At 53.5% G+C, this 24465-nt stretch carries 27 protein-coding genes; 16 read left to right on the forward strand and 11 right to left on the reverse strand.

All coding sequences use genetic code 11. The features are described 5' to 3' along the window. Positions 1–132: 132 nt before the first annotated feature. Positions 133–624: a LysM peptidoglycan-binding domain-containing protein gene (locus RAL91_RS03500; protein WP_306259743.1), complete on the forward strand. Its 492-nt coding sequence runs from the start codon at positions 133–135 to the stop codon at positions 622–624. Positions 625–904: 280 nt separating this feature from the next. On the opposite strand, the gene rhmD is transcribed toward RAL91_RS03500, so the two are convergent. Genes rhmD through RAL91_RS03525 form a run of 5 tightly spaced genes read right to left on the reverse strand, consistent with a single transcriptional unit; the run spans position 905 to position 5293 of the window. Further along, positions 905–2104: an L-rhamnonate dehydratase gene (rhmD, locus tag RAL91_RS03505; RefSeq protein ID WP_306259745.1), complete on the reverse strand. Its 1200-nt coding sequence runs from the start codon at positions 2102–2104 to the stop codon at positions 905–907. Then, positions 2101–2916, reverse strand: a complete 816-nt coding sequence (locus RAL91_RS03510; protein ID WP_306259747.1) for a FadR/GntR family transcriptional regulator — start codon at positions 2914–2916, stop codon at positions 2101–2103. The genes rhmD and RAL91_RS03510 overlap by 4 nt, the downstream gene beginning before the upstream one ends. Before the next feature lie 20 nt (positions 2917–2936). Continuing rightward, positions 2937–3812 carry an amidohydrolase gene (locus tag RAL91_RS03515; RefSeq protein WP_306259749.1) on the reverse strand — a complete coding sequence of 292 codons (876 nt, stop codon included), beginning with the start codon at positions 3810–3812 and terminating at the stop codon, positions 2937–2939. 7 nt (positions 3813–3819) lie between these two features. Next, positions 3820–4992, reverse strand: a complete 1173-nt coding sequence (locus RAL91_RS03520) for an L-rhamnonate dehydratase (RefSeq protein WP_306259752.1) — start codon at positions 4990–4992, stop codon at positions 3820–3822. A 19-nt stretch (positions 4993–5011) separates the two neighbouring features. Then, positions 5012–5293: a hypothetical protein gene (locus RAL91_RS03525; RefSeq protein ID WP_306259754.1), complete on the reverse strand. Its 282-nt coding sequence runs from the start codon at positions 5291–5293 to the stop codon at positions 5012–5014. A 160-nt stretch (positions 5294–5453) separates the two neighbouring features. On the opposite strand from RAL91_RS03525, the gene RAL91_RS03530 reads away from it, so the two are divergent. The 9 genes from RAL91_RS03530 (at position 5454) to RAL91_RS03570 (ending at position 14870) form a co-directional block, all read left to right on the forward strand. Beyond that, positions 5454–6491, forward strand: a complete 1038-nt coding sequence (locus tag RAL91_RS03530) for an aldo/keto reductase (protein ID WP_306259756.1) — start codon at positions 5454–5456, stop codon at positions 6489–6491. 3 nt (positions 6492–6494) lie between these two features. Beyond that, positions 6495–8093: a sugar ABC transporter ATP-binding protein gene (locus tag RAL91_RS03535; RefSeq protein ID WP_306259758.1), complete on the forward strand. Its 1599-nt coding sequence runs from the start codon at positions 6495–6497 to the stop codon at positions 8091–8093. Then, positions 8090–9085, forward strand: a complete 996-nt coding sequence (locus tag RAL91_RS03540) for an ABC transporter permease (protein WP_306259760.1) — start codon at positions 8090–8092, stop codon at positions 9083–9085. The genes RAL91_RS03535 and RAL91_RS03540 overlap by 4 nt, the downstream gene beginning before the upstream one ends. Beyond that, positions 9082–10116, forward strand: a complete 1035-nt coding sequence (locus RAL91_RS03545) for an ABC transporter permease (protein ID WP_306259762.1) — start codon at positions 9082–9084, stop codon at positions 10114–10116. Before RAL91_RS03540 ends, RAL91_RS03545 begins: the two co-directional genes overlap by 4 nt. Positions 10117–10172: 56 nt before the next feature. Next, positions 10173–11174 carry a substrate-binding domain-containing protein gene (locus tag RAL91_RS03550; protein ID WP_306259764.1) on the forward strand — a complete coding sequence of 334 codons (1002 nt, stop codon included), beginning with the start codon at positions 10173–10175 and terminating at the stop codon, positions 11172–11174. A 67-nt stretch (positions 11175–11241) separates the two neighbouring features. Beyond that, the gene (rhaM, locus tag RAL91_RS03555) at positions 11242–11556 is read left to right on the forward strand and encodes an L-rhamnose mutarotase (RefSeq protein ID WP_306259766.1); all 315 of its coding nucleotides are present in this window, start codon (positions 11242–11244) and stop codon (positions 11554–11556) included. A 9-nt stretch (positions 11557–11565) separates the two neighbouring features. After that, a complete protein-coding gene (locus tag RAL91_RS03560) occupies positions 11566–12327 on the forward strand; it encodes an SDR family NAD(P)-dependent oxidoreductase (protein ID WP_306259768.1) in 762 nt (253 codons plus the stop codon). Between the two features lie 84 nt (positions 12328–12411). After that, a complete protein-coding gene (locus tag RAL91_RS03565; protein ID WP_306259770.1) occupies positions 12412–13836 on the forward strand; it encodes an FAD-binding oxidoreductase in 1425 nt (474 codons plus the stop codon). A gap of 50 nt (positions 13837–13886) precedes the next feature. After that, positions 13887–14870, forward strand: coding sequence for a medium chain dehydrogenase/reductase family protein (locus tag RAL91_RS03570; RefSeq protein ID WP_306259772.1), 984 nt, complete (start codon positions 13887–13889; stop codon positions 14868–14870). A 223-nt stretch (positions 14871–15093) separates the two neighbouring features. Here RAL91_RS03570 and RAL91_RS03575 read toward each other — a convergent pair whose 3' ends face one another. The 3 genes from RAL91_RS03575 to RAL91_RS03585 form a co-directional block, all read right to left on the reverse strand. Then, complete coding sequence (locus RAL91_RS03575) at positions 15094–15456, reverse strand: response regulator (RefSeq protein ID WP_306259774.1); 363 nt, start codon at positions 15454–15456, stop codon at positions 15094–15096. After that, on the reverse strand, positions 15440–16546 hold the full coding sequence (locus RAL91_RS03580) for an HWE histidine kinase domain-containing protein (protein ID WP_306259776.1): 1107 nt from the start codon (positions 16544–16546) through the stop codon (positions 15440–15442). Before RAL91_RS03580 ends, RAL91_RS03575 begins: the two co-directional genes overlap by 17 nt. A gap of 134 nt (positions 16547–16680) precedes the next feature. Beyond that, complete coding sequence (locus RAL91_RS03585; RefSeq protein ID WP_306259778.1) at positions 16681–17748, reverse strand: AI-2E family transporter; 1068 nt, start codon at positions 17746–17748, stop codon at positions 16681–16683. A gap of 242 nt (positions 17749–17990) precedes the next feature. On the opposite strand from RAL91_RS03585, the gene RAL91_RS03590 reads away from it, so the two are divergent. From RAL91_RS03590 to RAL91_RS03605, 4 genes are all read left to right on the forward strand, one after another. Then, on the forward strand, positions 17991–18311 hold the full coding sequence (locus RAL91_RS03590) for a hypothetical protein (protein WP_306259780.1): 321 nt from the start codon (positions 17991–17993) through the stop codon (positions 18309–18311). Positions 18312–18335: 24 nt separating this feature from the next. Then, on the forward strand, positions 18336–20144 hold the full coding sequence (locus RAL91_RS03595; protein WP_306259782.1) for a phospholipase D-like domain-containing protein: 1809 nt from the start codon (positions 18336–18338) through the stop codon (positions 20142–20144). A gap of 265 nt (positions 20145–20409) precedes the next feature. Next, a complete protein-coding gene (locus RAL91_RS03600; protein WP_306259784.1) occupies positions 20410–20925 on the forward strand; it encodes a Dps family protein in 516 nt (171 codons plus the stop codon). 4 nt (positions 20926–20929) lie between these two features. Further along, the gene (locus tag RAL91_RS03605) at positions 20930–21112 is read left to right on the forward strand and encodes a PLDc N-terminal domain-containing protein (RefSeq protein ID WP_371932520.1); all 183 of its coding nucleotides are present in this window, start codon (positions 20930–20932) and stop codon (positions 21110–21112) included. 123 nt (positions 21113–21235) lie between these two features. Here RAL91_RS03605 and RAL91_RS03610 read toward each other — a convergent pair whose 3' ends face one another. After that, entirely contained in the window at positions 21236–21991 is a 756-nt protein-coding gene (locus tag RAL91_RS03610) for a Crp/Fnr family transcriptional regulator (RefSeq protein ID WP_306259788.1), read from the reverse strand. A gap of 146 nt (positions 21992–22137) precedes the next feature. Here RAL91_RS03610 and RAL91_RS03615 point away from each other — a divergent pair, with 146 nt between their 5' ends. Continuing rightward, entirely contained in the window at positions 22138–22560 is a 423-nt protein-coding gene (locus tag RAL91_RS03615; RefSeq protein WP_306262768.1) for a hypothetical protein, read from the forward strand. On the opposite strand, the gene RAL91_RS03620 is transcribed toward RAL91_RS03615, so the two are convergent. Both RAL91_RS03620 and RAL91_RS03625 read right to left on the reverse strand, forming a co-directional pair. Beyond that, the gene (locus RAL91_RS03620; protein ID WP_306259790.1) at positions 22543–23103 is read right to left on the reverse strand and encodes a sigma-70 family RNA polymerase sigma factor; all 561 of its coding nucleotides are present in this window, start codon (positions 23101–23103) and stop codon (positions 22543–22545) included. The genes RAL91_RS03615 and RAL91_RS03620 overlap by 18 nt on opposite strands. Next, positions 23100–23288, reverse strand: a complete 189-nt coding sequence (locus RAL91_RS03625) for a NepR family anti-sigma factor (protein WP_306259792.1) — start codon at positions 23286–23288, stop codon at positions 23100–23102. The genes RAL91_RS03620 and RAL91_RS03625 overlap by 4 nt, the downstream gene beginning before the upstream one ends. Positions 23289–23449: 161 nt before the next feature. Between RAL91_RS03625 and RAL91_RS03630 the strand changes: the two genes are divergently transcribed. Next, positions 23450–24247: a response regulator gene (locus RAL91_RS03630; protein ID WP_306259793.1), complete on the forward strand. Its 798-nt coding sequence runs from the start codon at positions 23450–23452 to the stop codon at positions 24245–24247. Positions 24248–24465 lie beyond the last annotated feature (218 nt).

Here is a 24465-nt window from a genome sequence, read left to right on the forward strand (position 1 = left end):
CAGCGCAAATTAATCTGTTCTTAGGCCAAAAAACATTGGCTCGTAGCGGTGTGCAAAAGATGGCGGAAATTGCGTGGAAATAAGCTAATATGGCGAGGCTGTGGGGGGCTCTTCCAATGAGAGGACGTCTCGATGAGTACGCAAAATATCATTATTCAACAGCCGCAACCCTTCGATCTGGTGGGAAGCGACATACTGATCGCCGGGATTGCCGTTGCCTTTGAGGGCACGCTGACCATCAATGTGAGCGAGGGGCATGACGAGTATGCGTCTTTCACCACCGTTGGTTCGCTCGCCCTGAAACAATTTCAGGGCCACATCGCCATTCCTGCAACCAATTCCTTTCAACTCAGTCGCCTGTTTGTGCGGCTGGCAGATGACACAGGGAATGAGGATGGCCCTGCAATTACAATCCCGGTTCTGTTCGGGCCCAAAATTCTGCCCGGTTATACAGGATACCGGAACTACACGGTGGTTTCGGGAGACAATTTGACGAAAATTGCGCAAAGCGAATACGGCAACAATGACTTTCAGCCTATCTTGCAAGCGAACCAAAATATCATCAGCGATCCGAACCTGATCCTGGTCGGTCAGACATTGCGCATTCCCCGCAATGACACGTGATCATGGTGTAGCGGCATGTGGTGATTAGGATGTGAGCGCCGTCAGTGGATAATGACGCCTGCTGACGGCGGCCGTTTCCAGTCTTTTCTGTTGGATGCCCACACATCACCACAGACGCCATATGCTACTCAAGCCAAAGCGTGTCCGGGATGTCTTCAGCGTTCGGTTTTGACCCGACACCAACATCCAAGCTGGTACTGGCAACAGGCGACTTGCAAAATCCAGATCTCACAATTGCGATGAATTCGGCCATATTTGACTGCAGTCATCCCGAAATATGTCAGGAGATTTGATCGGGCGAAATCTGTCTGAGCATGCTGCGCCGGGCGAGTTCCATACCAAATCCGGGCGCGTCGGGGATTTCCAGACGGCCATTCACTGGAACAGGCTCGCCTTCCATCAATGTGCCGAAAACGGGCAGGATTGAGCGGCCGTCAGCGCTGGCAGCGACATATTCGCAAAAAGCGGGTTCAGTGCGGCTTGCAATGAAATGATAGGAATAGGGGCCGCTGCCATGGGGCACGATGGGAACGTCATAGGCTCCGGCATGGGCTGCAATCCGCAGTGTTTCGGACAGGCCGCCTACCCACATCACATCCGGCTGGAGGATGTCGAGCAAGCGGTCCTCGATCAGTTTCCGGAACCCGTAACGGGTATATTCATGCTCACCCGTTGTCCATTTCAAGCCGGGGTGGGCCTGTCGCAGCCTTCGGTAGCCCTCATTGTCTTCGGGGGAAAGCGGTTCTTCCCACCAATAGATGTCCAACTCGGCGCATGCGGTGGCAAGGCGGCTTGCATAGGGCACATCAAGCGACATGTAGCAATCCACCATCAGCGGAAAACCCGGACCAATCGCTTCGCGCTGACTTTTGAGAAACGCGACGTTTCTCTGAAGTCCGGCCTCACCATCGAACGGGCCTTCGGGCAAGGGGACCTTGGCGCCCCAAAATCCCATTTCCTTGATGGCAGCGGCATCGGGTCCGGTACAGTAGAATTCTATTTCGTTGCGGACCTTGCCACCAATCAGATTGAAGACCGGCTCGTCCCGAACTTTGCCGTTCAAATCCCAAAGAGCAAGGTCCACTGCACTGATAGCCAGAATGGGGATGCCTTTGCGCCCGTATGGCAGGCTTGAGCGGTACATCTGATCCCAGATCAGATTGATATTGCGCGCATCCTGACCAACGATGAATCGGCTGAAATGGTTGGCAATAATCCAGGCCGCCGGTACGCCGCCGCTTCCCGTCGCAACCCCGGTCTTGCCTGATTCTGTTTCCAGTTCGACGACAATGCTGTCGAGAGCGTTGATGCCCCAGCTAGAGCGTCGAGCGCGATAAGGGGCGTGGCCGGACATCGGATTTGCGATCAGACTATCGACCAGCCAGTGCTCGGACTTTCCCTGCTGAAAATAGGTGCCGGCCTCGGAGCTGGGTTCGACCACGTAAACGCGCATATCCTTGATGCGGAAATCCTTGTTCATTTATCGCTTTCTGCGTGCTTTTGGGTGAAGTCAATGGCCCGTCTGGTTGTTTCCGACACGTGTTCAAGGTGCATGCGATAGGTTCGGGCAGCCCTTTCCGCGTCACCTTCCAGAACAGCGTCTGCCACTTCGATATGCTGGCTTACCGAGAGTTCGATCACCCCAGGCAAGGCACTTGCAATCCGGCGCATATCAAGTCCCAGATCATACAGGCTCTGTGCCAGATCCGCGAGAAGCCGGTGCTTTGAGCCTTCGTTCAAAGAGCGGTGGAATTCGATGTCGAGAAGTCTGAACGCTGCGGGATCGTTGTAGAATTCACGACCGTCCAGCGCGAGCTGCATAATGCGCTTCCGCTGCGCATCTGTGGCGTTAACGGCGCAAAGGCGCGTCAGCTCAAGATCAATCAATGCGCGGGCTTCGAAATGTTCCTTGAGGTCATAATCGTTCACCGACAACATTGCGTTGAACGGGGCAGCCATGCGCGTGGGTGATAGATCGGTGACGGTGTAACGTCCACCCTGACGGCTTTCCAGAACCCCCATCAGCGTGAGCGCTTTCAATGCTTCGCGCAGTGGCGGGCGCGAGATGCCAAAGGCGACGCACATCTTGGCTTCGGTCGGCAATTTGTCAGCCGATTTCAAATTGCCGCTTTTTATCATTGCCATAATGCGGGAGGTGACTTGTTCGGAGATTGATTTCCTTTCCAGCGTGCCCCCCAACTGCTTTGTGTCAGCCATGTCCGGCACACCGCCGGCGGCTGCTGCGAAAACAGCTTCGACGTTGGGGTCAGGCGGCAGTGGGTTGGTAGGCATGGCTGAGTTCTCCGATTCTATCAAAGACCGAGACGATAGAAGCTATTGGCGTTGTCGCGATAAAACTTTTTCAATTCCGGCTCGCTGAAAGTCGCTAATGCGCGGTCCAGGACTTCAACCCACTGAGGTATGTTGGTTGCCTGCAGGCAAATGGGCCAATCATTGGCGAAAATCGTTCGGTCCATACCGAAATGCTCAATCGTTGTGTCGATAAATGGTCTGAGGTCCTGCTCACTCCAGGAATCATGTTTCGCTTCGACCGGAAGATCAGACAGCTTGATCCACAGGTTCGGGTGTTTGGACAGTTCGGCAAGATCGTCGCGATATTGCGCGATCTCGCCTTCTTCAATCCCCGGCTTTCCGCAATGGTCCAGGATCATAGGGACATCGGGAATATGACGCACGAATTCGCGAATGATGTCCATTTGGGTGTGGTTCACATTGATCTCGAAATGCAGGCCGAACTTATGCAGCAGATTGACGCCCTCAATGAACCCGTCAGACAGGGTCAAGGCGCGGGGATCATCGTCAAATTCCATGATCCTCCTGATGCCTTTCACCTTCGGAAATCGCTCTACCATCTCCGCAAGGAGTGGCTCTACGGCACGGCCCTTTTCCAGCGGGGCCATCGGTACGATGCCCTTGATGCGCGGGTCTCGTTTGGCTTCGTCTTCAACGAACTCAATTTCTTCGATGTACTGGCCGCTTTCGGCATTGAAGTCGCAATAGCATTCCAGGAACACCATCGCTTCGACATCGACATCCCCGCAATCCCGCTGATAGTCCTCGACATGGTAGGATTTGCCAAACAGCGGGTGGCCTTCAAACAGGCTGTATTTAAGACGTTTAAAATCCCAAACGTGAAGGTGCGTGTCAATAATCGGAAAGTTGGGCATGGGGTGCTCACTTTGTCAGTTTGAAATTCTCATCCGGTGTTTTCAGGGTCAGGCCAAAGCCGGGCTTGTCATCGGCAAGGTTGACGAACCCGTTTTCAGCAACCGGCTCGCCGTCAAAAATGTACCAGAAAAGCTCGTTGCCAACCTCAACCGGAACTTTTGGAAAGTATTCAGAGATCGGTGCCGCGTAGCTGGACATCGACAAATGGTAGTTGTGCATTTGCCCAGCGTGGGGAATGACGGGAATGTCATGCGCTTCGCACAGATCGGCGATCTTCTTGGCGGCGGTGATGCCGCCCACCCGGTTCACATCAAACTGGACGATGTCGTAAGCGCCGAGATCCAGTGCATGGCGGAAGCCCTGAAGCGTGTATTCATGTTCGCCACCCGAAATCGCAACCATATTGAGTGCCTTCAATTCAGCATAGCCTGCAAGGTCATCGGCAATGACAGGCTCTTCAACCCATCGCATGTTAAGAGGCTCCAGCAGCCGGAGCATGCGTTTGGCATATTCAACATTCCAGCCCATGTAACAATCGGCCATGATATCAATGGTTTCGCCAACGGCTTCGCGGGCTGCAGTGACAAGCTCCAGGTTCTTGTACATGCCTTCGCGACCGTCCTTCGGTCCCCAGCCAAACCGCAACTTGATCGCCTTGAAGCCCTGGTCGACGTAATTCTTTGCCTCAAGGGCAAGACTGTCGACGGGCTGGCTGTAAAGCCGGCTCGCATAGACCGGGAGTTTGGGTTTGGTGCGGCCACCCAGCAGCCTGAACACTGGCTGGTTCAAAATTTTGCCCTTCGCATCCCAAATGGCCAGATCAACCGCGCTGATCGCAGTCATGCCGATGCCTTTGCGCCCGAATGGCAGGGTGCGCCGATACATGCTTTGCCAGATATATTCGCTGTCCATCGGATCAGTGCCGATGAGCAGGGGCTTTAGATAGGTATCTATGGTTGCCTTGGTGGCATGTGGTGCCAGAGCGGCATTACCGATGCCGACCGTGCCATCGTCCAGTTCGATTTCGACGATGAGCCAGCCAAGAAAACGGAAGCCTGCGATGGACCCGGTGACATCCGTCACGAGATCGCCTGCCGTGGTGCAAAAGTGGGGCGGCATGGGTTCGACGGGCCCGACCCATTCCCAGATTGTCGTTTTTACATCAGTGATCCTGGCCATCGTGCATTCCTGTTCGTGTTCAGTGGGTCAGCGGACCCGATTCGTCTGCCACGCAGGCTTCCCATGCGTCGCTACGGGCATTTCCGCACAAGGACGGAAGTCGAGAGGCACTCCGTTCGATGTCAGGCAGATGCGCAGTAATCCGCGTTCCGCGAAGTAGGCGATGCCGCGCATGATGAACATCGCGGTGGGCCGCATATTGTATGGCCAGCCGGGCATCGATAGCACTGAAATCCAGCATGCCATCCTTGCGAAAGAAGGTGTGAATCATCGGGTATGTGCCACACATCTGTGGTGTCATGAATCCTCCTGATCGGTGACTCATTCGCCCCCAAGTCTGTCGATATTGCACGGAAAAGAAAAAACTTGTCAAATCAATTTTTGTCTGACAAGTTTTACGAAATGACGGAAGAGGCGGTCCAAAGAGGCTGTCCCAAGTCTGCGTTTGAGAGGGGGAGCCTATGATCTCGGTGAGGACCAAAAGGACGGTTGGAGCAACCGGGCTTGAACTGCCGGTCTTTGGCTTCGGTGGCGCTCATATCGGCGAATTATACGGAACTGTCGAAGAAAGCGTAGCACGTGAAACCCTGCAGGCAGCCTGGGATGCAGGCTTGCGCTATTTTGATACTGCTCCATGGTATGGCAGGGGCCTCAGCGAACATCGCCTGGGAGGCTTTTTGCGAACTCTGCCCCGGGACAAGTTCCACGTTAGCACCAAGGTCGGTCGTACGCTTCACCGGCCTGCCAATCCTGCAACGTTTGATCGAAGCCCCTGGGTTGGCGGTCTGAATTTTGAAGTCAAATTTGACTATAGCCGTGATGGCATCATGCGCTCATACGAGCAGGCATTGCAGCGCCTGGCGCTGGACACGGTAGATGTTCTTGTTATCCACGATCTGGATGCAGCCTATCATGACGTCGACGAATATGCGCGTCATCGCAAAGATCTGCTGGAGACAGGGATTCCCGCTCTGGAAGAGCTGAAGAAGTCGTCCGACATCAAGGCATTTGGCATGGGCATCAACACGAATGAGGCCTTCGAGGTGGTAGCTCCCAGTGTGGATGTTGATTTCTTCCTTGTGGCGATGCCGTACACATTGGCAGATCAGGGCAGCCTTCACCGAGGCATGGCGGATTGTGTGAAACGGGGAATCAGCGTTGTTGTCGGCGCGCCCTTCGCATCCGGCATTCTGGCGACGGGTGCAGGCGAGAACGCAACATACGGGTATGCTTCGGCCTCAGCAGAAATGCAGAAAAAAGTCCGCGATATCAGCGAAGTTGCTGACAAGCATGGCGTTTCATTGCCAAGCGCAGCGTTACAATTCCCGCTGGCTCACCAGGCCGTTGTGTCGGTCATTCCAGGTGCTGCGAAAGCCTCGGAAATTATCCAGAATACCGAAAGCCTCAGTGCTGAAATTCCGGATGCGTTTTGGACGGAACTCAAGGAGCGCGCCTTGATTGTGGCCGACGCTCCGGTGCCAATGCAGGGCGGACACTAATCAATGGATGCAACCAATCAGTCGCCAGACGCCGAGACTTTCATCTCGGCCCGTGGAATTTCCAAGCAGTTCGCTGGCGTTGAGGTTCTGAGCGATGTCGATCTGGACCTGCGCAGCGGCGAAATTCACGCTCTCCTGGGCGAGAACGGCGCGGGCAAATCAACTTTCGCCAAAATTCTGGCGGGTGTTCACAACCCGACAAGGGGCACGATCGCGATCAACGGCAAGAAGGTTGATGTTGGCTCTCCGCTCAACGCACAGCGCCTTGGCATAACGCTGATCCATCAGGAACCAATTTCGTTTCCCGATCTCTCGGTCGCGGAAAATCTGGTTCTTGGCAGGAGTCAGGATGCCGTTCTTGGACGTGTTCGCTGGTCGGAAATTGCAGCGCGAGCGCGTGAGCTCATGGACATGCTGGGCATTCGGATTGATGTAACTCGCTCGATGCGGGGGCTGTCGATTGCTGACCAGCAGATGGTCGAAATCGCGCGGGCGCTGGATAGTGACGCGCGCCTTATAATAATGGATGAGCCGACAGCGCCGCTAACCCCTAAAGAGGTTGGAACCCTGTTCGGCATCGCCCGCAAACTGCGTGATGAAGGGCGGACGATCGTCTTTATCTCGCACCGGCTCGAGGAAGTCAGGGCACTTTGTGACCGCGCTACGGTATTCAGAGATGGCGTGCTCGTGGGCACTGAAATTGTTGCGGACCTCAATGATGACGATATCATACGGATGATGATCGGCCGACCCGTCAAAGACTATAAGCATGCCAAGGAAGCCGAGATTGGCGACGTTGCACTTGAAGTCAAAAACCTGACCTCGCGCGGTGCATTCCGCGACATTTCGATTTCTGTCCGAAAAGGCGAAATTGTTGGGCTTGCGGGATTGGTTGGTGCGGGGCGTACTGATGTGGCCCGCGCCATATTCGGTGTGGCTCCTGCCGATAGCGGCTCGATCCACGTCGCCGGTTCCGAAGTCAAGATCGACGATCCGAGCAAGGCAATCGGTCTGGGGCTGGCATTTGTGCCGGAAGACCGTGCGGCTGCCGGAATTTTTGCCACAATGTCAGTTGAAAATAACATCACCGCAGCCGTGCCTGACAAGATCGCACCGCGCGGGTTCATCAAAGCGTCGCTCGTGCGGCAACTTGCGCAGGCGTCGGTAGAGCAACTGAAGATCAGATTGGCCAGTCTGCGCCAGCCGATCATGGAATTGTCCGGTGGCAATCAACAAAAGGCAATTCTTGCCAGGTGGCTTCACACCGATCCATCGGTTCTGATTCTGGATGAACCGACCCGGGGTATCGATGTTGGTGTAAAAGCCGAATTCTACGATATGATCGGCGCTCTTGCCGCCGAAGGAAAAGCAATTCTGTTGATTTCTTCTGAGCTTCCCGAGTTGCTTGCCCTTTGCGATCGTATTCTGGTCATGGCGGAAGGCCAGTTGACAGCGGAGCTTCCGCGCAAGGATGCAACGCAAGAACTCATCATGCAGGCTGCGGTGCCGCGCACCGGATCGCACGCTTCAAACCCAAATCCCGATCAGGGCCCAAATTCCGATCAGGGCCCAAATTCCTCTCAGGGAGTGGCCGCCCAATGAGCCGCCTTTTGAATGAACTCCTGCACAGACGCGAAGCTGGTATCTTCCTGATGATCGTGCTCATCACCATTGTCGTGGGCATCATCGAACCACGCTTTATCTCGTTTGAAACATTGCGAATAACAGCGCTCGCCATACCGTTGATCCTGATTGCGGCGATGGGGCAGATGATGGTTTTGGTCGCGCGCCACGTCGATCTTTCGATAGGCTCGATCCTGGCGTTTTCCTCCATCATTGCGGGAATGATTTTTCGCGATATGCCTGAATTGCCTGTGATCGTCGGGGTCCTTGTCGCTATTGGACTGGGCGCGATGCTGGGATTGTTCAACGGGGTGCTGGTCGTGCTGTTCCGGCTGCCATCCATCATTGTGACACTGGGCACACTGAGCCTGTTCAGAGGGTTTGTATTCCTCGTCTCGGGCGCGCGTCAGGTTGATCCGCAATTCATCCCTCGTTCGCTGATCCAAATGTCCCAGACATCACCCATTTTCGGAATTCCATGGCTTGTGATCATTGCCTTTCTGGTCGCCTGTGTGACGTATCTCTTCCTTGATCACACGCGTCTTGGCCGCCAGATTTATGCTCTTGGGTCAAACCCGGTTGCGGCACCCTTGCGCGGGATTAATGTGGTCCCTGTCACGCTGCTTGTGTTCTCTCTGTCTGGGGCACTGGCAGGCCTTGCCGGTGTCATGTACGCATCGCGTTTCGGATATGTGAATCCGGGAATAACCGGCGTGGGCTTCGAGTTCACAGTCATCGCCGCGGTGGTCGTTGGCGGTGTGTCCATCAATGGTGGGGTGGGCACTGTCCTGGGAACGGTTCTGGGCGTGCTTTTGCTTGGCATGGTTTCGGTCGCGCTTCCAATCCTGGGCGTTTCGGCATTCTGGCAAGATGTCTTCAATGGCGCGGTCATTGTGCTTGCTCTTCTGATTGACAGAACGGTTCGCGAACGCAGCATTCGAGCCATTGCAGAAGCGAGGACCTCGGCATGACCGACAATCCAACCAATAAAGGCCTGGCAACCGATCCGGTAGCGCCCGTCGAACACACAGCTTCGCTAGGCGCAACCGAAGTGAGGCCACTCTGGCAGGTCATCCTGATCCGTCCTGAAGTCATGACCTTCGTGCTGCTGCTCATCGCGTTTGCTGTTGCCACACAATTATCGCCATTTTTTGCCGACACGACCTTCATTCTGGAAAGCGCTACCTTTTACGTCGAATACGCGATCATCGCGCTTGTGCTGACGCTCATTATCATTGCAGGCGAGATCGATCTCTCGCCGGCTGCAATGATGGCATTTTCGGCCTGTGTGTTCGCGTCGCTTTTCAAGCTTGGGCTGCCGATTGGGTTTGCCATGGTGGCATCCGTCATCACCGGTGCCCTCATGGGTGCGTTCAACGGCATTCTCGTGCTCAAATTTCGACTGCCCTCGATTATCGTCACAATCGGCACGCTGACACTTTACCGGGGCCTTGCGCAGGTACTTGCCGGTGACCGTTCTATCAGCGGATTCCCCACATGGTTCATCGGGATCGACTGGAAATACTGGTTCGGTGTGCCGATACCTGTCGTCTTGTTCCTCATCGCAACCATTATTCTCGCGGTATTTCTGGCCTTCACAGTCACGGGCCGGCAGATCTATCAGATCGGCACATCGCCTGAAGCTGCAAGACATGCCGGCATTCGTGTTCAGCGCATCAAGATGGGCCTTTTTGTCCTGCTCGGCGTCGTCAGTTCGTTTGCAGGCATGCTAACGGCGTCACGTCTGGCGTCAGTGCGCTATGACATGGCGACCGGTGGCGAACTTCAAATGGTGCTTATGGTCATGCTTGGCGGCACCTACATTTTCGGCGGACGCGGCTCGATTGCGGGCACCTTCCTTGCGGCTTGGCTTTTGATTGTCATCGCAACAGGAATGAACGTCGCCAATATCCAGATCACCTCGCAGTTGATCGTGATGGGCTTTCTGCTCATTGTCTCGATCATCGCGACCAATGCAATCTATGCCCGAACCCAGAGGTGAATACGGGTCGGGCAAACCGCTCCATATGGAGCACACTAATGGAGGAATTGAGAACCATGAAACATATCACCAAGCTGGCTATCCTTGCCGTAAGTGCGTCGATTTTCGCAGCACCGGCAATCGCCCAGGATCCGGTCAACATCGTCTACATTCCAAAAAACACAGGCAACCCGTATTTCGACAGCCTGGTTGCTGGCTTTGAAGACGCCTGCAAGGAGATCAACTGCACGTTCAGTCAGGCTGCTCCGGCAACGGCAGAAGCGACTTCGCAGATCCCGTTCATCACAGCGCAAATCCAGCGCGGTGTGGATGTTATTACGATCTCGCCAAACAGCCCGGACGCTCTCAACCAGGTGCTTGACCGCGCCCGCTCGCGTGGCATCCTCGTGCTTGCTGTAAACGGCGATCTTGTCGACAATGAAGAGCACCGCGATGCAGCCATTCTGCCAGTCGATTTTACGAAAACCGGGCCTGGTCAGGTCGAGCTTCTTGGGTCGATGATCGACTATGAAGGTGAGATCGCAATCTTGTCGGCGACAACAGATGCGCCGGATCAGAACGCCTGGATCGGCGCGATGGTAGAGACTCTGAAGAATGATCCAAAATACGCAAAGATGACGCTTGTCGCGACTGTCTATGGTGATGATGAGCCTCAGAAATCCACGACAGAAGCTGAGGCATTGCTTCAGACTTATCCCAACCTTCGCGGCATCATCTCGCCGACGACTGTGGGTGTCGCCGCTGCGGCACAGGTTATCCAGTCAGCCGGAAAGGCCGAGCAGGTCAAACTCACCGGTCTTGGAACGCCAAACCAGATGCGCCCATTCATCAAGGATGGCACCGTCGAGGCATTTCAACTCTGGAGCCCTTACAATGAGGGATGGCTTGCGGCTCACTTTGCCGTTGGTCTGAAAAACGGCGAGATCGCGAATGAAGTTGGCGGCACGTTCGAAGTGCCAAATCTTGGTGAAGTAACGATCCTGGAGAAGAACGTTATGAACACTCAGCCAGAGCTGACAACGTTCGACAGCGACAATATCGACGATTTCGACTTCTGATCCTCGCATTAAAAATGAACAGTTCCGGGGCGCTTTGCGGCCCGGAACACCTTTCAGGAGGGATGGTATGGAACGCGTTGGCTTCAAGATGAAACTGCATCCTGGCATGGAGGCGGAATACAAGAAACGGCATGATGAAATCTGGCCGGAGCTTTCAGAGCTTTTGGCCGCTTACGGTATTCGCAACTACGTGATTTTCCACGATCCCGAGACGAATATTCTATTCGCCACTTTTCAAAAGACCGAGACCAACCGGCTTGATGAGCTGGCGGACGCGCCTGTGATGAAAAAATGGTGGGCCTTCATGGGCGACATTATGGATACCAATCCGGATACGTCACCGGTACAGAAGCCGCTTGATTGCGTCTTCGATATTGCTTGAGGGGCAACCATGAAAAATCGCAACAGTTACAATTTTGAGGGACGCACGGCTGTCATCACCGGTGGCGGGCAGGGCATCGGTCTGACCACAGCTGAGCGCATTCTGGAAGGCGGCGGCGCTGTTTCGATCTGGGACCGTGATCAAGACCTGCTTTCAAAGCTCAAGGAGAAATATTCTGACGAGACCCGTGTGCTTACGCAGCCTGTGGATATCGGCGATCTTGCTGCCGTCAAGGCTGCGACCGCGAACACAGTCAGTCATTTCGGTCGGATCGATATCCTGGTGAACAATGCCGCGATTGTCGGTCCCAATGCCAGTGTTGTGGATTATCCGCCGGAAGCCTTTGAACAGGTGATTCACATCGGCCTGACGGGCACTTTTTACGTTTCGCAAAGTGTCGTGCCGCATATGCTGGAAGCAGGCTATGGCCGGATCGTGAATGTCGCATCCGTGGCAGGCAAGGAAGGCAACCCGAACGCGTCCGCCTATTCCTCCATGAAAGCCGGAGTGCTGGCCTTCACCAAGTCGCTTGGCAAGGAATTGGCGGACAGTGATATCGCAGTCAATGCCGTCACACCTGCAGTTGCGAAAACCACCCTCGCGCTGCAGCAGAGCGAAGAGCATATCGCTTATATGCTCGCCAAAATTCCACGTGGCCGGATGCTGGAACTGGACGAAGCGTCTTCAATGATTTGCTGGCTTGCAACAGAGGAAAACAGCTTCACAACGGGCGCTGTATTCGACCTTTCCGGCGGTCGCGCCACTTACTAAGCGCCGCTTAAAAAGCGCTAGAAACGTCTTTCGAAAAAAGTTTGGCGACAAGAATCTTTGAACGCGCCAACAGGAGTTGCAGCGATGAGTGAGATGATAGGGGAGCTTACGCAGGAGCTTGGTGCTGGCAATGTCCTCACCGGCGACGACACCCGCAAATGGCAAAGTGACTGGACCCATAGCATTTCCTGGGTGCCTTCCGCAGTATTACGCCCGAAGTCGACCGAAGAAGTTTCGGCAATCATGCGCATTGCATCGCGTTACAAGATGCCGGTCGTTCCTGTATCAGGCAACACCGGACTTTCCGGCGGAACCAAGGGCGAAGGTGCGCTCATGCTTTCGCTTGACCGTCTCAACAAGATCGAAGAAATCCGTGCCGACTCTCGGACTGCCCGGGTTCAGTCCGGTGTTATTCTCGAAGATATTCACACAATGACTGCCGAGCATGGGCTTGTCTTTCCGCTGACGTTCGGCGCGCGCGGGTCGGCCCAGATCGGCGGGTGCCTTGCCACCAATGCAGGCGGATCCAACGTGTTGCGCTACGGCAATGCACGGGATTTGTGCCTCGGTCTGGAAGTCGTGCTCGCCTCAGGGGAGGTGCTTGATTTGATGACCAGTCTCCACAAAGACAATACCGGCCTCGATCTCAGGCATCTTTTCGTTGGTTCGGAAGGTATTCTTGGCATCATTACCGGCGCCGTTCTGAAGCTCCATCCCAAACCCAAAGCCTATGCGACGGCCATGATTGCAGCCGCGCGCCTGGAGGACGGACTGACCATACTGAACCGTCTGCAGGAAGAGACCGGTGGTATGGTGGAAGCATTCGAGTATATGCCACGCTTGTACATTGAGCAGCACCTCAAACATGATCCCACGGCGCGAGAGCCGTTCGACAGTGCATATGACGTCAATCTGATGATTGAATTGGGGGCGACGTCACCAAAAGATGCGACCGAAGATGACGATGGCAGTGTGCCGATTGTTGAACGGCTTATGTCAATGCTGATGGACATGATGGAAGAGGGGCTCCTGCTTGATGCGACCGTCGCACAAAATGAAGCGCAGCGTATTGAGATGTGGCACCGTCGCGAGCTTGCTGGCGAACTGACCGTGACCGTCGATGATTTGGTAATCAACGACATCTCGTTGCCATTGCATGCGGTCGCGCCTTTTCTTGTCAGAGCGGAACAGGATCTCCTGAAATACGATCCGGGTGCCCGTTTCTTTGTCGTGTCTCATCTCGGTGACGGCAATGTGCATTTCACCATCTGGCCTTCGCCAAGCGCTGCCGGAAAGCACGAGGAGCTACGGGCAATTCTGGAAAATCTTGTCGAGGACTATGAGGGCAGTTTTTCGGCGGAGCATGGCATCGGGACCCTGAAGTTGGGATCTATGGCGCGCCGAAAGTCGGGCACTTCCCTGACGGTCATGCGTGCGATCAAGGATGCGCTTGATCCACTCGGGATCATGAACCCGGGAAAAGTGTTGCCTCCGCAGAAAACAGAATAACGCCCTCCCTGCTTAACTAACAATGTAGCTACAAGAATTTGGAGCAAACAATGCGAACACAAGCGATGGTTCATCCAGAAAAAGGCATGACGGAGCTTGCTGAGGTTGATCTGCCTCGGCCCGGTCCCGGTGAGGTTCAGGTCAGGACAACGATGTCGGCCATCAGCGTCGGTACCGAAGGCTGGATGATGAACGACGTCTTTTCCTGGATTCCGACGCAATTTCCATGTGTTCCCGGATATCAGAGAGTGGGCGTCGTCACCGAACTTGGCGAAGGTGTCTCAGATATAGAATTGGGCAATCGGGTTGTTGCTACCGAGAGCAGCTGGCAAAGCCCACTGACAGGCCAATGGGGATCACACGCGGCATTTGGAAACACAGCTGCGACCGAGATTTACCAAATACCAGATGGCGTCGCCGACGAAGACGCAGCTGCCTGCGTCATTGCTCAGGTGGGCTGGAATGCTGCCAGTCGCGTCATCATGGATAAGAATGATTGGGTTCTGGTCTATGGCGATGGTTTGATCGGACAACTCGCGGCACAGGCCGCAAGGGGCCGGGGCGCACGCGTTGCCATTATAGGGCACCGGCCCGAACGCCTGGCGATTGCCGAGCGATGCTCGGCAGATGTGGCGATCAACAACAATTCGGCTGATGTTGCGACCGAGATGGCGCGTCACGCGCCGGAAGGCATTCGGGCGGTCATCGACACGACGCAAAACCTTGACGCGCAGCTGGAGTTTTCACCATTACTGCAACACGGGACCGGTCAAGTGGTCTATTCCGGGTTCACAACAGGCACCCATTGGGGAGACATGGCACGTCTGCAGCAAGATGAATTCACAGTTCATTTTGTGTCTGGCTGGACAAGGCCGCGCATGTTGGCAACGCTCGACTGTTTTGCGGACAAAACCATGAGCTTTTCCAACCTGATTACGCACAGAGCCAAGCCAATTGACGCCCCTAAGCTTTACGCCATGATAAATACAAAGGATGAGCCGTTTCTGGGATTGTTGCTTGATTGGAGGCCGTGAGTTGAGCCGCTTGGCGCTGGAAAACTAACCCTCTTGACGCCGACATCCGGTCTTGGTTCTTGCATTTAATATTTGTGTTACAAAGTAGCATGAAGGCAACGACTATCAGGCGCTGTTACAGAGCACACGATATCGCGACCACCGTTCAGCCACTAAACGATTAGCGCAACGCTCAATCGGTGGCTGGCTGAAAAGGTCGCACTGGCCGTGTCAGCATTGACGGCTAATCCTTCGTCGATTGCAATAATGCTTTTTGCAGATCAACTTTGGATATCGGTTTCTTCAGGACACGATCAGTTTCGTCGACGAAACTCACTTGGTTTGCATCATACGCAGTGATGTAAACATATGGAATTCCGCGGTCTTTCAGAATTTTCGCAATAGGTTCTGAGGTCTTGCCGTTCCCGAGATTCACGTCGAGACATGCCACATCAATTTCTTCGTCTTCGGCGCGTGAAAGTGCGTCTGATAATTGCGTAGACGGTCCAACGACCTCGAAGCCAAGGTCTTCAAGGGTGTCGGCCATCTCGAACGCGATTATGGTTTCATCATCGACTATAAAAATTTTTTTAGTGTCCGTCTTCATGGTCCTCATCTTCGTTCTTTAACGGCATTTCCAATCTCCATTCATACCCTGTTTCTGGGTAGCTCATGGTAACATTTCCGTTTGTTTCTGCGGCAAGGACGCGACCAATAATCCGCGAACCAAAACCTTTGGTCGTAGGTTCAACGGGTTGAGGTCCATTATGTTCCATCCATTCGATACTAAGCGACGTTTGGCTGGCATCTGCAAAGCCCCATACCATCGAAACATGTCCTTCTGGTACTGAAAGGCTGCCATGCTTCAGTGCGTTTGTTGCCAGTTCGTAGAACGCCATGGATAGGGACAAGCCAATTTTCGACGGGAGTTCAATGTCGGGCCCTGTGAACGAAATACGTCCGTCCGATATCTGTCCGATGGTGTCATTTGCGATGTTCGAAATGAGGGCACGGTCCCAGCGATTTCCGATGAGCTGCGAGTGCGCCTTGGCATAGGCTCCAAGTCGACTGTCAATTGTATCTCTGACATCAGGCGAGGCTTCAGATCCACGAAGTGATTGGCTGACAATTGACTTTACCACCGTGAACGCATTCTTGACCCGGTGATTGAGCTCTCCAATCAGTATTTCTTGTTGAGCAATCAAGTGCCGCTCATGGTCAATATCAAGGATCGCAACAGCCGCGCCTACAACGTTTCCATCTTCTCCGATGACCGGACGTCCGATGATCCGCATCCAGAACTTTGTTCCGTCGCCACGTTGATAGTTGACGTCCAGCTCTGAATAATTCTTCCCGTCCTTTATCACTCGTGAAAGGGGATATTCATGGCTTTCCACTCTGCTCCCGTTTTCGTGGTATGAGACCCATTCGCCGTAAGAATCAACATCTTTGGATTCGTAAATGGCATGGCGTACCAACTCTTCCGCTCGCTTGTTCCCCATCAGTATCTTGCCGCTTGGCGCGTGCGCCATTACGACACCAATTGGCATCGTCTCCAGCATGGCTTCCAAAAACACGGATCGCTGTTTCGCGATATCAGCATTGCGGAGATGCTTAGCGCGCTCCTTGACAGAGGCGGCCAATTCTAGCTTCAGCCGCTCGTTTTCTGCGATGATTTCACCAATTGATTGGTCCATCAGTCTGCCCCAGGTCAAATTTGACGCGTAGATCAACGTCGTATCCAGTATTTAGCATTTGTGCTCGCCACTATCTATTCCAAATTTTGGGGTGTCTGAATGGCAGATGGTTTATTCCAGCGTTTCTATCAGCGTCAGTTCCGGCGCGAGAGCAGGCGATGGACAATATCCAGCCGTTTGCTCTCGTCTGAGATTGCTTTTGCAAGCACCAGAAGCGGCACTGCGATCAGCAGTCCAATCACACCCCAGACCCAACCCCAGAAAATCAGTGCCAGAACCACTGCAATCGGCGCAATCTTCATCTGATTGCCGATGATAGAAGGTGTCACGAAATTGGCTTCCACAAGGTTGATCGCCAGATAGGTGACGGGCGGCAGAAGTGCCAGAAAAAGCGTGTCATATGTCACAATCGATACCAGAGACAACGCTGTTGCGCCGATCAGAAGTCCCACAAGCGGCATGAAGTTCAACAGCGCCGCAGCGGTTCCCCAAAAGGCTGGCGCTGGCATGCCGTAGGCCCAAAGCGCCAGTCCGACAACCAGCCCGAGCCCAGCATTGATCGCCGCAGTGGCCAGAAAGTAACGCGCGATCCGCCTTTCTGCACTACGCCATGTCTCGGCTGCGTGCCGTTTGGATGTAAATCCGGAAAAAGGCACGGTTGCCAGGATAAGGAATGGGTTTCGGGCGACGAGCATGAAGCTCACAAACACCACAGTCAGCGCAAAAATGGATGCGATTTCGACGAAAGAGAGAGCGGCCTGGGTCATGAAGCTGGGCTCCCTGACGACAACTTCGGGAACCGCTTCTTCTCCCACAATGGCTGTCACATCGGCAGCGGCCTTTTTGATGGATTCAGTTGCGTCTTCTGCATCACGGAAGGAGTGTCGCAACTCCTGCAACTTATCACTCAGATCGCCTTGGAGGCGAGGCACATCACCTAACAATTGCTGGGCGGGCACCAGCGCAAATTGATAAATGGCCCAGCCTGCGGCCAGAACAAACAAAATGACCGCAATAACGGCTGCACGCCTTGGAACCCCCCGAATTTCCGCCGCTTTAACGGGCATTTGCAGGATGAGCGCCAGAAAAATGCCAAGCGCCAGAGGCTGCAAAATGGGCGCGCCCATGACAAGCACAAATGTTGTGAGGCTTATCAGTGAGAGAACAATTAACGGTTTCAAGAGTGGAACGAGTTGACGCAAGGAGTATATCCTGATGTTGGAAAGCCGCGCGCCGCCGGCACACAATCCCGAACATAACTGGCGGGATAATACTTTAACTTCCCACTCGCGATTCCGTTCCCAAGTTTTCAGCGTTAGAGCGGGTTGCCGTTGGAGTTACTTTTGGAACGCATCTTCATTTCCGGCTCGTCACGACATTTTTGCTGATGATCGAACGGAACCAATTCCGTGCCCCGCCGTTGTGTCAGCGAAGGAGATTTGAAATGGAAACCACATTCGCTGTCATGTTGTTGTTGGGCTGTAGTCACGACTTGTCCCAGTGTGAGACGATTGAGGAAGTAGCCTCCAAGTACGTGTCGGTAGACGCGTGCGAACGAGACATCGAGAATAATTTCAGAATGGATTCCGATTATCCAATGCTTATGGGCCAGTGTCTGGAAGCTCCTGCGGGCGAGACTATCGCCACGGTAGAGATTGACTGGCAGGTTACCGAAGATGGCAATCTTTTGGCGCAACTGGTTAATCCAAACAGGCAATATGCATCGCTGGATCAGCAATCAGGCGGGACGCCTGCTGGCAACTGAACATTTCATGACTGAGTGAGGGAAATGAAGCTGCAGCAAACGTTCGCAGCTCCCTCATCAGAGACGGATAGTTATTTACGGCTGAACCATACGGATTGTCCGATCCGGGCCGATGCGGGTCGTATGTATGGAACACAGGCTTGGAATATGGTGATGGACGCAGCCCCTGCCTCCAAAGTGGCAGACATTCTTATTACGGCAGCGGAAGCATATCCAGCTATGGAACGCCTCATTTTGGGGGCGCATTCCCACATCTGCCTTTCCCTTCATGCTTTGTCCTTTTCAACGCCGGTCAAGAGTAAAGAGGCTCAATCCGCAGGGCTTTGCACCTGGTTGGATCTCCTGTCCCATGCCGCCCACAGGCATGTGGACATCTATCTCTTGCTAACCGACTTCGATCCGGTCGGCGCTCATGAACTTCACGAAGAAGTCTGGTCCCGGACGGATGTGCTGCTGGAGCATTTATCAACACTCCCCCATCCGGTCGCAAAACGGTTTCATCTCCAGGTTTCCTTTCCGGGAGGCCGGGCAGGTTCGATGCTGCAACACGGTTTCTGGCCGTTTGTCAGACACAAGGCAGCGGATCTCCTGGACGGTAGGGATATTGGTACTCGCTTGCCGCCCGGACTGGCAGTCCTTGCCGGAAGAAACGGGCGGGTCCGGCTGGCGCCGTCAAAGCCCCTTTATTCGCAATCCTTTCATCAGAAATTTCTGATTGCTGACCACAAGGCGGCCATGATAGGCGGCCTGGACGTGGATCCGCGACGATTTGATGATCCGGCGCACGACCGAACCGCTGAGGAAACCTGGCATGATGTGGATTTGCACATCGAGGGCCCCGTCGTATCGGAACTCTTGGCGCATTTTCAATTCAGTTGGTCAACGGCACGGAATTTCGGCTTTTCCTTTTTGCCACACTATCTGGAACAGCATTATCCGGATCTCGGCTTTTTGACCGACCCAAACTCTCTTGACTCAGACTCTCTTGACCCAGACTCTCTTGACCCAGGCTCTCTTGATTTAGCCTCTTCCCAGGAAATGGCGGATACCAGCCAGGCCGGGGCACAGATCAAGCTCGTTACGACGTCGGGACGGAACGCACCTGGACTGTTGAGTTGGGGCGCAGAGTTGCCAGTCACAGACCTTGAACAGGCGCATCTGGACATGATCGGCTCTGCGCGACAGCAAATCTATCTGGAATCCCAGTTTCTGCGCTCCAGAACCATTGTGGAGGCTCTGTCGGAGGCAGGGCGCAAAACGCCATCCCTCAAATTAATTGCCTTGCTGCCAGCGGCTCCTGAAGATGTGGCTTTCGGTGGTGGCACATCCAGTGTTCATCGTTTTGGTGAGTGGCTTCAGATCAAAGCCCTCGAACGCTTGAAAACTGGGTTTGGAGATCGTTTCGGGGTGTTTTGCCTGACAAATGATGTCCGGCAAACAAAAGACCAGGACCGGGATTCCCTGTACGGCCATTCGATGGTTTACATCCATTCCAAAGTCATGCTGATCGATGATGCCGTTGGGCTGGTTTCTTCAGCCAATCTCAACGGACGATCCATGCGATTTGATTTTGAGGCGGGCGTTCTGATCAATTCTGCCGAGGATGTCGGTTTACTGCGGCGTCGTCTGTGGGCAGCTCATTTCAGTGCAACACATGATAGCCTGATTCAGGAATTGTCGCTTGATGACGGCCTGTCGTTTTGGCGGCAAAAAGCGGCCGAGCGTGCAGCTTTGGGAGATCAGGCCAAAGGGGTCGGTGTCGTTCCGTTTCCTGCCCGGAAAACAAGACGGTTTTCGCTGCCAAATCCATTTTTGTCAGAGAATCTCGTCTGAATCGCTGGCAAAGGGAACCTTTCCCTCAGACGTGCGTTTGACTTGTGCAAAACACTTTCTGCGAGGAACAATGAATAAGAACGAAACAAAACTTCCAGAACAGGACGCAAAACAGGGCAAAAAAGGGTTCCCAGTATTGTGGGTCCTCGTTTGCGGTTTGGCCCTCGCGGGCATCGCGGCGATATTTTTTGCGTTTTAGTGTAAACGCGTCCTGAAGCGCTACAGACCTCCCCCAAAAAAATTCACCAAACAAGAGGAGAAGGCAATGAACGCCTCCACTACAACAATAATGTCGCCCTCCCTGGGCGATGAAAACGTCAATACCGGCCTCAACAAAGACGCCAGAGAACAGATTGCAGGTCATTTGTCGGAAATTCTGTCCGACACGTATATGCTGGTGATCAAAACGCACATCTATCACTGGAATGTGGTCGGCCCCATGTTCCACGCAGTTCACGAAATGACCGAGCAGCAATACGAAGATCTGTTCAAGGCAGCTGACGTGATTGCGGAACGAATTCGCGCACTCGGTTTCCGCGCGCCGTTATCTGATCACTCCGGACCGTCAGAAACGGTCGTCTCCCGGGCTGCAAAGGCAGAATCCGCACATGAGATGGTGCATGATCTGATTGACGGGCACGAAGCTGCTATCCGCAAAATGCGCAAAGCCGCTGAGCTTGCTGAAAAGCACGATGATTTCGTATCACACGACATGCTGGTGGGACGTATGACATTCCATGAGCAGGTCGTCTGGATGTTACGTTCTTTGGTTACGGAGTAAAATGATGGGCATCGAAGTTGGTTTTTTTGGATTGCTGATTCTGATTGCGGACATCTATGCAATCGTAAAGACATTTGAATCCGGCGCATCCACTGGAACCAAGGTGATCTGGATTCTGCTGATCCTGCTGCTTCCTGTTGTGGGACTGATATTGTGGTTCATATTCGGGCCAGGCCGTAAACGGTAAACGGTCAGCTGAGGCCGGTTTAAGCGATCAGCCCAAACAGCCTCAATCGCACGCATCAAAAACCCATTTGCCTATTATTTGGCAAATGGGTTTTTTTTCGTATTCAGGCGATCCCGATCAGATTCAGATAAAGGGCCGTTTGAGGTCCGGCAAGCCATCCCAGCTTGCGATATGTTTCAGCGTATCTATGTCCAGAATCGCGAAACCGGTATCTTTCCAGCTTATGATACCGCGATTCTGCAATTTTTTGAGCGTCTTGTTGGTGTGGACGAGCGAAAGGCCCAGCGTATCAGCCACATGCTGCTGGGTGAGCGGTGTGATGACATTTGTCTGGTTAAACAGACCGACCAGGTTGGCGCGCTGGTGCAGGAAGGCAAGCAGGTAGGCAGCACGCTCAAGCGCAGAACGGCGACCGATGCTCAGAAGATGTTCATCCAGCATCTGTTCCTCACGTGCACCCAGCCAGGTAATGTCAAAACCCAGTGCTGGCTGTGCCTTGAACAGCTCAAACAGACGGTCCCTTTCAAACACACACAGAACCATGTCTGACAGCGCTTCGACGGAATGTGACATCTCATCCAGAAGAGAGCCCTGCAATCCGAGGAAATCACCGGGCAGGGCATAATTCAAAATCTGTCGGCGACCATCTTCCAGTGTCATATATCTAAAGCCCCAACCGGAAATCACGGTGTAGAGATGGGGGCTGTTGGACCCTTCAACAAAAATGGCAGATCCGGCTTCCGCCACCAGTTCGCCGCGCTTGAACCCTGAGATGTATGACAGTTCCCCGCCTTCGAAGTCACGGAACGCTTCGCTTGCACATAAAGGACATTCTTCACAGGGAATGTTCCGGGTCTTTTTAGGCGCGCGTGTGCTCATGGGATTTTCTCCGCAGATTTATCGGGACACAATTTAAATTCAGATGTGTCAAAGTTAAATGACGTCAAATTTGCCAGCCGTTAGATAAGAGGATTGAAGATTAACGACAGGCAGTGAAAATGTGTTTGACAGAATGCCGTATTTTGGTGGTGGATGACGAGAGTCTCATAGCCTTTCAAATTGCAGATATTGTCAAGGCAATGGGTGTGGCTGATGTCACACTTTGCAAATCAACTGTTGCGATACAAACTCTCCAGGAGGCGGAAGGTTCCTTCCAACTGGCGATCGTCGACATTCGCAACGCGCACGCCGTATGTGCAGACGTGCTCCGAGAAATCTCGCGTCAGAGGGTTCCGGTTGTGCTGACAACCACCGATGATGAAATCGACACCGACCTGCTTACCAATAAAAGCTTGTTGCAAATAGTTGTGAAAAAGCCGTTTGGGAGTCAGGATATCAGCGATGCGATTGAAGAAATCGTTTCACAGTCGGATGGCAGAAACAATGGTCAGAATGCCAGACTGGAAAGATCACTGCCGATGACCCCTACGTCAAATCGTGTCTGCTAAAGCCGGGCGCGACAGGATATGTGCCGACACATTGTCGGGGCCAAAATCTGTAACATCATCAATGCCGAGTATTTCGGTCAGCTGGCTTCTTGCTCTGGACACCCGGCTTTTGATGGTGCCGACTGCAACACCGCAAATTTCCGAAGCCTCTTCATAGGAAAGACCTGACGCGCCGACGAGAACAATTGCCTCTCTTTGGTCTTCGGGCAATGTCGCCAAAGCAGCTTTAAAGTCCTGAAGATCCATCTTGCCATTCTGTTCGGGGTGGGCAGCCATGCGCTCGGTGAGATTGCCCTCGGCATCTGAAATTTCCCGACCCTTCTTGCGCATCTGGCTGTAGAATTCATTGCGAAGGATTGTGAACAACCAGGCCTTGATGTTGGTCCCCATCTGAAATGATGATTGTTTATTCCAGGCTTTTACCAAAGTTTCCTGCACCAGATCATCTGCCGAGCTGCTGTTGCCCGAAAGCGAGAGAGCAAAGGCGCGCAGGTTTGGAATGGCCCCCAATAGAAGGTCCTTGAAATTCGCATCAGCGCTCATGAATCACCATCTTCCGGACTTGCTTTTTCGGAAGCTTCCAGAGTCGCCAGTAATGCGAGAAATTTGTCGGGAACCGGTTCTTTCACAACTTCTTCATAACCATCACGAAGTATCTTCCCGATTTCCGATTGTGCGAGTGGGTCCAGTACAGGACCGTCTTCACCGTCAGCTTTATCTCCACTCATTGCAATATCGCCTTTCGGTGTTTCAGGAAAGAATTATGGTTTTACATGCTTTATAACGCAGAGATTGAAAAAAAGTTCCAGAAAAAGTGGAACAAAAGTGCCGCCCACACATTTACATAATGGTAAAGACACCTTTGCCGCATTTTCAAGGAAATCATGCCATGTCGCTCGCTGCCGAAATTACCCCTCATATTCCTTATCTGAGACGCTTCGCCCGGGCACTGACTGGCGCGCAGTCGAGTGGCGACGCATATGTTGCTGCCGTCCTGGAGGCTCTGGTGTCAGATGCAGGAAGTTTCCCTAAGGAACTCGGTGCCAAGGTCGGCCTTTACAAATCTTTCATCACCATCTGGAAGTCGATTGATTTGAATTTGAAGTCTGATCCCATACTTTCCGAGCTCAGCCCGCCATCGACAAAGAAACTCCAGGCCATTACCCCGGCAGCGCGGCAGGCGTTTCTTTTGACAACAGTGGAAGATTTTTCGCACGCTGAAGCAGCTGCGGTTCTCGACGTAGCGCAGAACGAGCTTGAAGCACTGCTTGATCAGGCAAATCGTGAGATAGCCGCACAAGTGGCCACGAGCGTCATGATTATCGAAGATGAGCCCATCATCGCCATGGACATCGAATCGATGGTTGAGGATCTGGGCCATTCTGTCACCGGCATTGCGCGGACCCACAAGGAAGCTATTGCCCTGTTCAAATCAGATCAACCAGGTATCGTTCTGGCTGACATTCAACTGGCCGATGGCAGTTCTGGACTGGAAGCAGTGAATGAATTGCTTGAGGATTTCGAAGTTCCAGTGATCTTTATCACCGCCTTCCCGGAACGACTGCTGACCGGCCAGCGACCGGAGCCTGCATTCCTTGTGACCAAACCATTTCAACCCGACATGGTCCGAGCATTGATCAGCCAGGCACTGTTTTTCAGTGAGCGGGATACTAGTAAGGCTGCTTAGGGACGGATCTGCTGACACGGTGAGAGCGGCTGCATCCTGATTGCAAACTTTGAGAGTCGATGAATGTGAAGGCTGAATCGGTTGGTTCATTTTTTGGGACGTAAGACCGCCAGGGGGCATTATAGATCACGAACAAGATGGTGATCGATGAGGTGCGTCGTTTCTGACAGGGAACCATTTGGTGCCTTGCTGCGTTTGGCTAGGTAACATGATAAGGA

This window comes from Pararhizobium sp. IMCC21322, assembly GCF_030758295.1.
Classification (GTDB): domain Bacteria; phylum Pseudomonadota; class Alphaproteobacteria; order Rhizobiales.